Source organism: Pseudomonas sp. JH-2, assembly GCF_036231725.1.
GTDB classification, from domain to species: Bacteria; Pseudomonadota; Gammaproteobacteria; order Pseudomonadales; family Pseudomonadaceae; genus Pseudomonas; species Pseudomonas delhiensis.
In genome coordinates, this window is the sequence record NZ_JAZAQP010000008.1 from 1 (window position 1) to 13342 (window position 13342).

Sequence of the window (13342 nt, forward strand, 5' to 3'; positions counted from 1 at the left end):
GCAAGCCTTTTTGGTTCCTTTTTGCGGGGGTGGCCTTCCACCGTTTGACAAAAGGGACTCGCCCGAGGGGGCGAAACAAGAGACATCAACGCACTCGGAGCGACGCGTTACACCAAGCCCCCAAGCCATTGCGTTCCCGCGTTCGCGGGAATGACAAGGTTAAGGGAGGAGCAGGAGGCCAAGGTTCGCGTAGGGCGAATAACCCGCCGTTAGCCGCCACACCGGTGTTCGATGGCGGCGGATAACGCCGTAGGCGTTATGCGCCCTACGGCACCGCCCTGAACCGTAGGGCGAATAACCGTTCGCGGTTATCCGCCGTTGGCCGCCACACCGGCATTCGACGGCGGCGGCGTGGCTCAACGCCCGTCCACGCCCTCGCGGTCGCGGAAGCCCAGCAGGTAGAGGATGCCGTCCAGGCCCAGGGTGGAGATGGCCTGCTTGGCCGACTGCTTGACCAGCGGCTTGGCGCGGAAGGCCACGCCCAGGCCGGCCAGGCCGAGCATCGGCAGGTCGTTGGCGCCGTCGCCCACGGCGATGGTCTGCTCCAGCTGCAGGCCTTCCTTCGCCGCCAGTTCGCGCAGCAGGTCGGCCTTGCGCTGGGCGTCGACGATCGGCTCGACGGCCACGCCGGTGACCTTGCCGTCGACGATCTCCAGCTCGTTGGCGAAGACGTAGTCGATGCCCAGTTTCGCCTGCAGCTGGCGGGCGAAATAGGTGAAGCCGCCGGAGAGAATGGCGGTCTTGTAGCCCAGGCGCTTGAGCTCGGCGAACAGCGTCTCGGCGCCCTCGGTCAGGCGCAGCGAGGCGCCGATCTCTTCGAGCACGTCCTCGGACAGGCCCTTGAGCAGCGCCAGGCGCTCCTTGAAGCTGGCGCGGAAGTCCAGCTCGCCGCGCATGGCGCGCTCGGTGATCTCGGCGACCTTCTCGCCGACGCCGGCGGCCTTGGCCAGCTCGTCGATGACCTCGGCCTCGATCAGCGTCGAGTCCATGTCGAACACCGCCAGGCGGCGGTTGCGGCGGTACAGCGAGTCGCGCTGGAAGGCGATGTCGACGTTCAGCTCCTGGGCCACGCTGAGGAACTCGGCGCGCAGCGCCACCGGGTCGGCCGGTTCGCCGCGCACGGAGAACTCGATGCAGCCCTTGCCGCGCTCGGCCGGCATGTCCAGCGGCATGCGCCCGGACAGGCGGTCGATGTGGTCGATGTTCAGCCCGTACTTGGCGGTGATCGAGCTGACCCGCTGCAACTGCTCGGCGGTCACCCGGCGCGTCAGCAGGGTGACGATCTGGCGCGGCTTGCCCTGGCCGCCGACCCATTGCTGGTAGTCGGCCTCGGAAACGGGGGTGAAGCGCACCTGCTGGTCGAGTTCGTAGGCGGTGAAGAGCACGTCCTTGAGGACCGCGGAGGCCCGCTCGGTGTCGGGGATCTCCACCAGGATGCCGAAGGACAGGGTGTCGTGGATCACCGCCTGGCCGATGTCGAGGATGTTCACCCCGCCCTGGGCCAGCACGCCGGTGATGGCCGCGGTGAGGCCGGGGCGGTCTTCCCCGGTGATGTTGATCAGGACGATTTCGCGCAAGGCGCAGTCTCCGCCATGGAAAAAGCGCACATTCTACCGCCTTTCTCGGCCGTCGCCTCGCCCGCCGGCGGCACAACCGCCGATCGGATCGTGCGCGCCGGCCGGATCACGGGCGGACCGGCGCTTTGCCCCTTCCCAGGGCGCCGTTATACTGCCGGGACTGTCCTTTCATAGAAGACCGAGCCCGCTGTGACCCGGCCCACGTCCGTCAAGCCCGACAATTTCTTCCTGTTGCTGTACCACGCCCTGCGCCAGCGCCGGGTGCCCATCGCCCTGCGCATCGCCATCCACAGCCTGGTGCTGGTGGCGGCGGCGCTGCTGATCTACGCCTGGGTGATGGGCATGCAGTTCAAGCAGGCCATGCACCAGCAGGCCGATGCCGTGGGCCAGAGCCTGACCACCCAGACCGCGGCCTCGGCCACCGAACTGCTGGTGTCCAACGACATCCTCAGCCTCAACGTGCTGCTGGGCAACCTGACCAAGAACCCGCTGGTGGCCCATGCCGCCATCTACAGCGCCGACGGCCGCACCCTGGCCGAGGCCGGCTCGCGGCCCAAGCAGGGCCTGCTGGGCGACACCGAGGGGGTCTACTCGACGCAGATCACCTTCCAGGAGGTCATGGCCGGCCAGCTGCGCATCAGCCTGGACATGGAGCAGTTCCAGCAGCCGATGATGGTCAGCCTGCAGAGCATGGGCCTGATCAGCCTGATCCTGCTGCTGCTCACCCTGACCCTCAGCCTGCGCCTGGGCCGCCACATCTCCACCCCGCTGCTGCAGCTGCGCGTGTGGCTGCGCGACCCGGACGACCCCGCCCCCGGCGCCGGCCTGCAGAACGAGATCGGCGACCTGGCCCGCCAGCTCCAGGCCCGCCTGGTGCCGGAGAAGCCGCCGGCCCCGGAACCGGCCCCCGCCCCCGCGCCCCGCAAAGCAGCGCCGAAGGCCGCCGCACCGGCGCCGGCGAAGCCCACGAAAGACCCCGTCGAGAAGGACGCCGAGGGCGAAACCGCCGGCGAGCCGGACGACAAGCGCGAACCCCGCCTCGACCTGCCGCGCGACGAGCATGAGTTCGACGAGAACATCTTCGCCGAGGACGAACTGCACGAAGAAGCGCCCCTGGCCGCAGAGGAATTTTCCGAGGACTTCGTCGAAGAAGCTGACGAGACCGAGGAAACCGCCGAGGAAGAACCCGAGCCGGTGCTGCCCAACCCCTGCGCCGTGCTGGCCGTGCAGCTGGGCAACCAGGAGCAGCTGCGGCGCCTGCCGCGCAGCCGCCTGGTGGACCTGCTGGAACGCTACCGCGACTGCCTGGAGCAGGCCGCGCGCCTGTACAAGGGCCAGCTGTTCACCCTCAGCGACGGCGGCAGCCTGATCCTCTTCCACGCCCGCGACGACGACGACTACCTCACCCACGCCCTGTGCTGCGGCGAGCTGATGCGCGCCCTCGGCCACGCCCTGCAGATCGAGGTGGTGGACAGCGGCATCACCCTGCAACTGCAACTGGGCCTGACCCAGGGCGACGAGCTGGCGGAACTGGCCCAGGCCGAACTGCTGCAGGAAAGCGCCGTGCAGAACGCCCTGAACCTCAGCCAGCACAGCCGCAACCTGCTGCTGATCGAGCGCGTCATCGCCGAGGACGAGCAGGTGCGCCAGCGCGCCCGCGTCCGCGCCATCGCCAACCCGGCCGAGGCCAGTTGCGTGGAATGGCTGAAGGAACCCTACCCATCGATGCTGGAACGCCAGCTCACCCGCATGCGCGCCCTGCGCACCTCCTGAGCCGAAGGCCGGCCGCCCCCGTGGGCTGGCCGGCCTTGCGGCCCTCCTGCCTACCCGCCCTGCCCTTCATTCGTGCGCCTGCTGCGCTGCGGGCAGGTACAGCAGCACATGGGGCTCATGGTCGAAATCCGCCGCCACCAGGGGCTTCAGGCCAGCCACCGGCGGCTCCCGCAAGGCATCCCGGCGCGCGGCCGACATCACCAGGTAGAGCGGCCCCTGCAGCCCCTGCAACTGGCTGTCCTGGTCGATGAAGCGCGGCGCCAGGTCGTGGTCGAGGTTGACCAGGTACTTGATCGCCTTGGCGTCCCTGCCCAGGCCGACGAAAACCACCGGCGCCGGCCTGGCGGCCATGGCCGCGTCGGCGGCCAGGGCGAAGGCACGCGTGCCGTACAGCCCGCGCTCCATGGGCTCGACGGCGAGGATGTAGGCCGCCCACAGCGCCAGCGCGGCGCAACCGGCCAGCCCCGGCGCCCGTAGCCGCGGGTGGCGCAGCATCCACAGGGCAGAGCCCTGCAGGACCAGCAACGAGGCCAGGGTGCCGTACAGGGCGAGGTGATAGCTCTGCAAGTGCCCGCCCAGTCGCCGCCAGGCGAATGCCAGGGCCAGCGCCAGCACCCCGGGCAGGATTGCCCAGAGGGCCTGCATGACCCAGCGCAACGCCGAGGCCAGGCGGCTGCCTGCCACCTGGAAGGGGTAGGCGGCGACTATCGCCAGGTAGGGCGCCGCCGCCAGGATGTAGCGGGCCTTCTTGGCCTGGGGCACGGACAGGCCGAGCATCACCAGCAGCGCAGCCAGGACACAGGCCAGCAGCAGGGTCCGGGTGCCCTCGTCTTCACCCCGCCCGCGTGCGCAGGGCAGCAGCAGCAGCGCCGGCAGCGCCAGGGGGAAGGCCAGGGCGTAATTGCCGGGCGCACTGAGGAAGTAGTAGAAGGGCGAGCTGGCCCCGGCGCTGCCGTCGAGACGGCCGATGACCTGCATCTGCAGCACGTCCCGGACGAAGCCGGGGCCGCCGCTCAGCTGGGCCGCGCCCAGCAGCGCCAGGCAGGCGAGCACCAGCAGGGCCGCGGCGAACGGGCCGAAGACCAGCAGCCGGCGCCAGTCCCGCGCCGCCAGCCAAAAGGCGCAGACCGCCGCGGCGGGAATCACCAGGCCCAGCGGACCGCGGACCAGGAAGCCACCCAGCAACAGCGCCCCCAGCCGCGCCAGCAAGGGCGGCAGCGGGCGCCCGTGGTCGCGCCGGGCGAGGTAGAAGGCGCCCAGGGCCAGGGCCGAGACCATCTGGTCCAGCGATACCGCGCGGGTCTCGCTGACGAAGGTCGCAGTGAGCAGCAACAGGGCCACGGCGAGCAGCGCCCAGCGCGGCGAGATCGGCTCCAGCAGGCGGTACACCAGGGCCACCACGGCCGCCGCGGCCAGCGCCGAAGGCAGCCAGGCGCCCAGGCTGTCGACGCGGCCGAAAGGCAGCGACAGCAGGTAGACCAGCAGCGTCGAGGTGCCCGGGTAGTCCGGGTAGGGTTCGCCGTAGGTGCTGGGGAACAGGCTCGGCCCGTGGCGCAGCATCTCCTGGGCGAACAGCACGAAGCGCGCGTCGAAACCGATGATCGCCCGCCCCTTGGCCTGGGCGCAGAACAGCAGCAGGGCGAGCGCCCCCAGCAGCCAGGCGCGGGCGGCCGGGCCCAGGCTGGCCAGCCGGGAGGGCAAGGGCGACGAGGAGATGAACGGTGGCAAGGACCTACCCCCGCCGGGCGCCGACCGAAGGGATTCCGATCAACGGCGCCGGCAGAACCGCAGCCTTGTTAGCACCGTCATGGTCAAGAATTCGTCAACGAAGAGCGGCCCGCGCGCAGGGCGCCCGCGGGCCGTCGGCGATCAGAAGCGGAAGACTTCGACGTTGTTGTGGATGGGCACCACCAGCGGCATCTTCGGCCCTTCTTCCTTGGGCTTGGCGGCCTGTTCGGCGGCCGCTGCCGGCTTGCGTGGCGCCGCCGGCTGCTCGGCGGCCACCGCCACCGGGCGCACGTCCTGGGCCAGCTGCCCGGCGAGGCGGCGCAGCAGCTCGCTCTGCGCGCGGACCTGGTCCTGCAGGCTGCCGTCGTGCTTTTCCTCTTCATGGAACACGCGGCTGTCGCGCAGCGTGCCCTTCTGGTCGAGCAGGCGCCAGCGCGCATCCAGCACCGCCGGCTCCTTCGGGCCGGAATCCAGGCGGCTGATGGTCAGCATCACCTGCACCTGCGGGGTGAACCCCGGCTGTTCCGGGAACAGTGCCAGGCGGGTGGTGTCCAGGCTGCTGGACAACTGGCGCACCAGCAACTGGCTGACGTTGGTTTCCAGGCTGCCGGCCCAGCGCGCCTCGGTGGACAGGTTGAGGATGCCATCGGCCTGGCGCTGGACCATGGACTCACGTTGCAGGTAGTCGGCCAGCTGCACCGGCCCGAGCAGTACGGCGATACCGTTGTCGCGGGTGGGCACCGGGGTCGCCCCGGCGTCCAGTTGGTACAGCTGGGTCGGTCGATTCACCGTACAGCCCGCCAGCCCGAGGAGGCCGACGAGGGAAAGACATGCGAGGACGCGCAGGGCGCTCATCGTGCAATCACCGTTAATTCGCCGAAGATCGGCGTCACTTGCTACAAAAAACCACTAACCAAAACGACAATGGAGCCAAGGCGCCGGTGTCAAAGGGACCTATCATCCCTTAACCGGCGCCATAGCTCCAGAGGCAGAGTGTATCGCAGAGCGTTTCAGTCCTGAGACAGCGACTCGACCAGCAGCGCATCGACCCGCTGGAAGCCACGCGGCAGCTTGTTGCCACGCCGGCCGCGCTCGCCCTTGTAGTGCTCCAGGTCGTCGCCGCGCAGCGACAGGGTGCGCTTGCCGGCCTGCAGCACGAGGGTCGCCCCCGGCGGCAGGACTGCCAGGTCGGTCAGGTATTCCTCGCGGCTGGCCACGCGCTCGCCCGGCACGCTGATGATCTTGTTGCCCTTGCCCTTGGCCAGCTGCGGCAGGTCGGAGACCTTGAACAGCAGCAGGCGGCCCTCGGTGGTCACCGCCGCCAGCCAGTCCTGCTCGACGTCGGCCACCGGCCGCGGCGCCATCACCTGGGCGCCGTTGGGCAGGCTGAGCAGGGCCTTGCCGGCCTTGTTCTTGGCCTGCATGTCCTCGCCCTTGACCACGAAGCCGTAGCCGGCGTCCGAGGCCAGCACGTACAGGGCGCTGTCCTCGGGCAGCAGCACGCGCTCGAAGCTGGCGCCCGGTGGCGGCGTCAGGCGGCCGGTCAGCGGCTCGCCCTGGCCACGCGCCGACGGCAGGCTGTGGGCCGCCAGCGAGTAGCTGCGCCCGGTGGAGTCGATGAACACCGCGTACTGGTTCGAACGCCCGGGCGCGGCGGCCTTGAAGGTGTCGCCGGCCTTGTACGAAAGCCCTTCGGCGTCGATGTCGTGGCCCTTGGCGCAGCGCACCCAGCCCTTGTCGGAGAGCACCACGGTGACCGGCTCGGTGGGCATCAGTTCGGTTTCCGAGAGGGCCTTGGCCTCGGCGCGCTCGACGATCGGCGAGCGGCGGTCGTCGCCATAGGCCTCGGCGTCGGCGATCAGCTCGTCGCGCACCAGCTTGCGCAGCTTGGCGTTGGAACCGAGGATCGCCAGCAGCTTGGCGCGTTCCTTGGCCAGCTCTTCCTGCTCGCCGCGGATCTTCATCTCTTCCAGGCGCGCCAGCTGGCGCAGGCGGGTGTCGAGGATGTAGTCGGCCTGCACGTCGGTGAGGGCGAAGCGCTCCATCAGCACCGGCTTGGGCTGCTCCTCGGTGCGGATGATGTGGATCACCTCGTCGAGGTTGAGGAAGGCGATCAGCAGGCCTTCCAACAGGTGCAGGCGCTTCTCCACCTTGTCCAGGCGGAACTGCAGGCGACGGCGCACGGTGTCGGTGCGGTAGGTCAGCCACTCGGTCAGCAGCTGGCGCAGGTCCTTGACCTGCGGCTTGCCGTCCAGGCCGATGACGTTGAGGTTCACCCGGTAGGAGCTTTCCAGGTCGGTGGTGGCGAACAGGTGGGTCATCAGCTCGTCGGCGTCCACGCGGTTGGAACGCGGGATGATGACGATGCGGGTGGGGTGCTCGTGGTCCGACTCGTCGCGCAGGTCGGCGACCATCGGCAGCTTCTTGGCCTGCATCTGCGCGGCGATCTGCTCCAGCACCTTGGCCCCGGAGACCTGGTGCGGCAGCGCGGTGACCACGATGTCGCCGTCCTCGACGCGGTACACGGCGCGCATGCGCACCGAGCCGCGGCCGGTTTCGTAGATCTTCTGCAGGTCGGCGCGCGGGGTGATGATCTCCGCCTCGGTGGGGAAGTCCGGGCCCTGCACGTGCTCGAGCAGTTCGCCGACGCCGGCGTCCGGCTGGTCGAGCAGGCGCACGCAGGCCGCGGCCACTTCGCGCAGGTTGTGCGGCGGCACGTCGGTGGCCATGCCCACGGCGATGCCGGTGGTGCCGTTGAGCAGCAGGTTGGGCAGCCGCGCCGGCAGCACCGCCGGCTCCTCCAGGGTGCCGTCGAAGTTCGGCACCCAGTCCGCGGTGCCCTGGCCCAGCTCGGAGAGCAGGGTCTCGGCGTAGCGCGACAGGCGCGCCTCGGTGTAGCGCATGGCGGCGAAGGACTTGGGATCGTCCGGCGCGCCCCAGTTGCCCTGGCCGTCCACCAGCGGGTAGCGGTAGGAGAACGGCTGGGCCATCAGCACCATGGCCTCGTAGCAGGCCGAGTCGCCGTGGGGGTGGTATTTACCCAGCACGTCACCGACGGTGCGCGCCGACTTCTTGTGCTTGGAGTCGGCGTCCAGGCCCAGCTCGCTCATGGCGTAGACGATGCGCCGCTGCACGGGCTTGAGGCCGTCGCCGATGTGCGGCAGGGCGCGGTCCATGATCACGTACATGGAGTAGTTCAGGTAGGCCTGTTCGGTGAACTCGGCGAGGGAGCGGCGCTCCACGCCTTCCAGGCTCAGATCGAGGGTTTCGCTCATGCGTGCCTCACGGGGAAGTGTTCTGGCGCAGCACCAGGGTGCCGTCGCGCTGGGAGAATTCGAGTTGTCTGAGGGCGCTCATGCCGAGCAGCACCTCGTTGCCGCCCATGCCCGGGGCGATGATCGCCGGCACGTCGCGCAGCAGGATGTCGCCAAGCTCCAGGCGCTGCAGGCGCGTGCGCCAGCCCCGGGTGCGGCCGTTGGCGGTGTCCAGGTCGATGGGCGCGCCACGCTGCAGCTGCAGGCGCAGGGCCAGTGCTTCCGGCACGGCCACGGCGCTGGCGCCGGTGTCCAGCAGGAAGGTCGCCGGCGTACCGTCGATCAGCCCGTCGAACACGTAGTGGCCCTGGCGGTTGCCCAGCAGGCGCAGTTCCACGTAACCGTCGCCGTGCAGCGACTGCGGCTGGACGTTGGGGTTGTGCTGGCGCTTTTCCCACAGGCCGAAGAAGTGCGTGGCCAGGCCGATGCCGGCCAGCCAGGCGAGCAGCATCATGACCTTGCCGAGGCGGCGTCCGGGTTGTGCTTCGCTCATTTGCCACCCAGCCAGCCCTCCGCCGGGGCGGCGAAGCGCAACACGTAGGGCCGCGCATCGCCGTCGGCGCGCGCCGCATCGCCGTTGTCCAGGCCGATCCAGGCACCCTTGTCGTCGATCACCAGGGCCTCGGCCACGCCATAGGGCAAGGCGTAGCGGCGCTGCGGGGCCAGGGCGCCGTCGGCGAACGACCAGCAGCGCTCGGCGGCGCCGCTGTCGGCGTTGCGCCGGCAGACCTGGTGGACCAGGCGTTCCAGGGTGAACAGCTTGCCCTGGTACAGCGCCAGGTCGGAGAAGTCCAGGGCCAGCGGCTTGTCGCTTTCCAGTTGCGGCGGCGGCAGCGCCGTGCCGCCCTCGCTGAGCAGCACGCAGGCGCCGTCGCATTTCCAGCTGCCGTTGTCGTTGCGCAGGCGCAGCAGGCCGCGGCGCTGGCGTTCGGCGGCGAGCCACAGGCGCTTGCCGTCGGCGTCGATGGCCAGGCCTTCGTAGTAGGCGTTGTTGACCATCAGCAGGCCGCTGGCGCGGGCCTGGCGCAGCAGCGTCGGCGGCAGCTCCAGCCATTGCGCGGCGCCGGCCTCAGGTACCCGCAGCACGCCGGCATAGGCCTCGCTGACCAGGTAGCGGTTGCCCTTGCCGTCGCAGCTGACACCTTCGAAGTCCATGGCCCCACCGCGCACCAGGCCGTACAGCCAGGTGCGCGCGCGGGCGCCCCAGGACAGGCCGCTGTCGGGCAGCCCGGGCACGCTGAAGGTCTCGGCGCGGGCCTGCCAGACGCTGCCCGGGGCTTCGTCCGGACGCAGGCCGTAGAGGCGGTCGTCGTCGCGGTCGGATACCGTCCACAGCTCGCCGCCGCACAGCGCCAGCCCCGACAGGTTGCCGCCGGGCATGCCTTCCACCGCGTGCTCGGAAAGGAACTGCAGGGCCGGCCCCTGCCCCGCCGCGGGTGCGTCCGCCAGGGCCTGGGCGCAGCCGAGCACGGCCGCCAGGGCGGCCAGGACGCGGCGCATCAGGCCAGGACCTCGGCCAGGTTGCCCTTGGTCTCCAGCCAGGACTTGCGGTCGCCGGCACGCTTCTTGGCCAGCAGCATGTCCATGATCTCGACGGTGCCCTCGGCGTCTTCCAGGGTCAGCTGCACCAGGCGCCGGGTGTTCGGGTCCATGGTGGTTTCGCGCAGTTGCGGCGGGTTCATCTCGCCCAGGCCCTTGAAGCGGGTGACCTGCGGCTTGCCGCGGCGCTTCTCGGCCAGCAGCCGGTCGAGGATGCCGTCGCGCTCGGCGTCGTCGAGGGCGTAGAAGACTTCCTTGCCCAGGTCGATGCGGTACAGCGGCGGCATGGCCACGTAGACGTGCCCGGCTTCCACCAGCGGGCGGAAGTGGCGGACGAACAGCGCGCACAGCAGGGTGGCGATGTGCAGGCCGTCGGAGTCGGCGTCGGCGAGGATGCAGATCTTGCCGTAGCGCAGCTGGGTCAGGTCGGCGGCGCCCGGGTCGACGCCGATGGCCACGGCGATGTCGTGCACTTCCTGGCTGGCCAGGACTTCGCCGCCGTCCACTTCCCAGGTGTTCAGGATCTTCCCGCGCAGCGGCATGATCGCCTGGAACTCCTTGTCCCGCGCCTGCTTGGCCGAGCCACCGGCGGAGTCGCCCTCCACCAGGAACAGCTCGGCGCGCATCGGGTCCTGGCCGGCGCAGTCGGCCAGCTTGCCGGGCAACGCCGGGCCCTGGGTGATCTTCTTGCGCTCGACCTTCTTGCCCGCCTTGAGGCGGCGGCCGGCGTTGCTGATGGCCAGTTCGGCCAGCTGCAGGCCCAGCTCGGGGTTGGCGTTGAGCCACAGGCTGAAGGCGTCCTTGACCACCCCGGAGACGAAGGCCGCGGCCTCGCGGGAGGACAGGCGCTCCTTGGTCTGCCCGGAGAACTGCGGTTCCTGCAGCTTCATCGAGAGGACGAAGGCGATGCGCTCCCAGACGTCTTCCGGCGCCAGCTTCACGCCGCGCGGCAGCAGGTTGCGGAACTCGCAGAACTCGCGCATGGCGTCGAGCAGGCCCTGGCGCAGGCCGTTGACGTGGGTGCCGCCCTGGGCCGTGGGGATCAGGTTGACGTAGCTTTCCTGCAGCGACTCGCCGCCCTCGGGCAGCCACAGCAGGGCCCAGTCCACCGCCTCCTTGCTGCCGGCCAGGGTGCCGCAGAAGGGCTCTTCCGGCAGGCGCGGCAGCTCGGACACCGAGTCGGCCAGGTAGGAACGCAGGCCGTCCTCGTAGTGCCATTCGACGCGCTCGCCGCTGCTCTTGTCCTCGAAGCTGACCAGCAGCCCCGGGCAGAGCACGGCCTTGGCCTTGAGCACGTGCTTCAGGCGGCTGACGGAGAACTTCGGCGAGTCGAAATACTTCGGGTCGGGCCAGAAGCGCACGGTGGTACCGGTGTTGCGCTTGCCGACGCTGCCGACGACTTCCAGGTCGCTGGCCTTGAAGCCGTCGGCGAAGGTCATGCGGTATTCGTTGGCGTCACGCTTGACGCGCACTTCCACCTGGGTGGAAAGCGCGTTCACCACCGAGATGCCCACGCCGTGCAGGCCGCCGGAGAACTGGTAGTTCTTGTTGGAGAACTTGCCGCCGGCGTGCAGCTTGGTGAGGATCAGCTCGACCCCCGGCACGCCCTCTTCGGGGTGGATGTCCACCGGCATGCCGCGGCCGTCGTCGATCACTTCCAGCGAGTTGTCCTCGTGGAGGATCACCTGCACGCTCTTCGCGTGGCCGGCCAGGGCCTCGTCCACGGAGTTGTCGATGACTTCCTGGGCCAGGTGGTTGGGCCGCGTGGTGTCGGTGTACATGCCCGGGCGCTTGCGCACCGGATCGAGGCCGGAGAGGACTTCGATGGCTTCTGCGGTATAGGCGTTCTGCTGGGCCATGGGGTCCCTTTTCAGTCAGCAAATTCAGTCGAAAGTGGAGAAATCGAGGTCGTGCCAGCGGCTCGCCGGCACCCCGGCGAAGGCCAGCAGCGCCGGCAGCCAGCGAGCGAAGCCCTGGAAGCTGTGGTCGCCGCCGGCCTCGATGCGCAAGGCGCAGGCCCGGTAGAACACCGCGGCCACCTTGTAGTCGAGGGTTTCGTCGCCGGTCTGCAGCCACACCTGGTAGCGCGCCGCATCGACCGGCGGCGGCACTTCGAGTTCCGCCAGGGCGTCGACGTGTTCCTGGGTCAGCACCCACTCCTCGCCGCTGTAATGGTTCTTCTGCGGCCCCAGGTAGCCGTCGAAACGGCCGTGGGGCAGCACCGCCGGGTTGATCAGCAGGGCCTTGAGGCCGTGCCGCTCGGCAAGATGGGTCGCATAGTAGCCGCCCAGGGAACTGCCGACCAGCAAGGGCCTGTCGAGCTCGCCGATGGCCGCCTCGAGCTGGGCCATGGCCTGGCGCGGGTGGTGGTGCAGCTCGGGCACCCGCAGATGCGCCTGCAGGCCCAGGCGGCCCATGACAGCCATCAGCTGGCGGGCCTTCTGCGAGGCCGGGGAACTGTTGAAGCCGTGGATATAGAGGATGTCGGTCATGGTGCGGGAGGCTACAAGCAGCGAGCCGCTGCCTGCAAGCCGCACGCGTCAGTAGCCCTGGACGCTGTAGTCCACCTGGAAATCGATGCCGGTGACCCGCGACACGCCGGTCTGCACGCCGCCATCGGGCAGCAGGCGCAACCAGCGGTAGCCCGGCGCCAGGCTGTCCACGCCGAAGTCCTCGCTGCCCGGGGCGAACTGCACGCAGGTGGAAGGCGATGCCAGCAGGCGCACGTCGCCGCGCAGGCGGTCGATCTCCTGGTGCACGTGGCCCCAGAGCAGGCAGCGCACCTGGCGGTGGCGGTCGAGCACGGCGAACAGGTCCTGCGGGTTGCGGATGCCGATGCGGTCCATCCACTGGCTGCCGATGCTCACCGGGTGATGGTGGAAGGCCACCAGCACGTGGCGCTCGCGCGCGCCGTGCAGGGCCTCGTCCAGCAGGGCGAGCTGCTCGGCGGACACCTGCCCGGGCACCGCGCCGGGAATGGTGGAGTCGAGCAGGACGATGCGCCAGGCGCCCAGGTCGAGCACCGGGTCGAGCCGGTCGCTGTCGGCGCAGACTTCGCGCATGGGCGCCAGCTCGTCGTGGTTGCCGGGGAACCAGCGGCTCGGCGCCTGGATGCTGGAACAGATATCCAGGAAACGTCGGTACGATTCCACGGAACCGTCCTGCGAGATATCACCAGTCGCCAGGACCAGGTCGACCTGCGGCTGCTCCTCGAGAACCCGCTTCACCACCTGCTTCAGGCTGTCCGCAGTATCCATGCCAAGGAGTCGGCCATCATGCTCGGCGAACAGATGGCTGTCGGAGAGCTGCACCAGCAGCACCGGCTCATTTGAGGAAAATTCTTTCGCAGGCAATGCGCCTTCTCCTGTCAGGCGAGGCGTCGTCGTTGAAGGAAGTATGGTGACAGCCCCG

At 69.6% G+C, this 13342-nt stretch carries 10 protein-coding genes; 1 reads left to right on the top strand and 9 read right to left on the bottom strand.

All coding sequences use genetic code 11. The features are described 5' to 3' along the window. Window positions 1–356 precede the first annotated feature (356 nt). Complete coding sequence (serB, locus tag VV867_RS07640) at window positions 357–1577, bottom strand: phosphoserine phosphatase SerB (RefSeq protein WP_089389977.1); 1221 nt, start codon at window positions 1575–1577, stop codon at window positions 357–359. A 189-nt stretch (window positions 1578–1766) separates the two neighbouring features. On the opposite strand from serB, the gene VV867_RS07645 reads away from it, so the two are divergent. Continuing rightward, complete coding sequence (locus tag VV867_RS07645) at window positions 1767–3350, top strand: AhpA/YtjB family protein (RefSeq protein WP_328566030.1); 1584 nt, start codon at window positions 1767–1769, stop codon at window positions 3348–3350. A gap of 66 nt (window positions 3351–3416) precedes the next feature. Here VV867_RS07645 and VV867_RS07650 read toward each other — a convergent pair whose 3' ends face one another. From VV867_RS07650 to cpdA, 8 genes are all read right to left on the bottom strand, one after another. Next, complete coding sequence (locus tag VV867_RS07650; protein ID WP_328566031.1) at window positions 3417–5078, bottom strand: glycosyltransferase family 39 protein; 1662 nt, start codon at window positions 5076–5078, stop codon at window positions 3417–3419. A gap of 141 nt (window positions 5079–5219) precedes the next feature. Beyond that, on the bottom strand, window positions 5220–5933 hold the full coding sequence (locus VV867_RS07655) for a PqiC family protein (protein WP_328566032.1): 714 nt from the start codon (window positions 5931–5933) through the stop codon (window positions 5220–5222). A gap of 155 nt (window positions 5934–6088) precedes the next feature. Beyond that, window positions 6089–8353 (bottom strand): DNA topoisomerase IV subunit A, encoded by a 2265-nt coding sequence (parC, locus tag VV867_RS07660; RefSeq protein ID WP_109931909.1) that lies wholly within the window; start codon window positions 8351–8353, stop codon window positions 6089–6091. Window positions 8354–8360: 7 nt separating this feature from the next. Then, window positions 8361–8885, bottom strand: a complete 525-nt coding sequence (locus VV867_RS07665) for a retropepsin-like aspartic protease family protein (protein ID WP_328566033.1) — start codon at window positions 8883–8885, stop codon at window positions 8361–8363. Next, window positions 8882–9892 (bottom strand): esterase-like activity of phytase family protein, encoded by a 1011-nt coding sequence (locus VV867_RS07670; RefSeq protein WP_328566034.1) that lies wholly within the window; start codon window positions 9890–9892, stop codon window positions 8882–8884. The genes VV867_RS07665 and VV867_RS07670 overlap by 4 nt, the downstream gene beginning before the upstream one ends. Then, window positions 9892–11790, bottom strand: a complete 1899-nt coding sequence (gene parE, locus VV867_RS07675) for a DNA topoisomerase IV subunit B (protein WP_089389970.1) — start codon at window positions 11788–11790, stop codon at window positions 9892–9894. Before parE ends, VV867_RS07670 begins: the two co-directional genes overlap by 1 nt. A 24-nt stretch (window positions 11791–11814) precedes the next feature. Beyond that, complete coding sequence (locus VV867_RS07680; RefSeq protein ID WP_089389969.1) at window positions 11815–12423, bottom strand: YqiA/YcfP family alpha/beta fold hydrolase; 609 nt, start codon at window positions 12421–12423, stop codon at window positions 11815–11817. A 48-nt stretch (window positions 12424–12471) separates the two neighbouring features. Then, complete coding sequence (cpdA, locus tag VV867_RS07685) at window positions 12472–13284, bottom strand: 3',5'-cyclic-AMP phosphodiesterase (protein ID WP_089389968.1); 813 nt, start codon at window positions 13282–13284, stop codon at window positions 12472–12474. Between the last annotated feature and the right edge of the window lie 58 nt (window positions 13285–13342).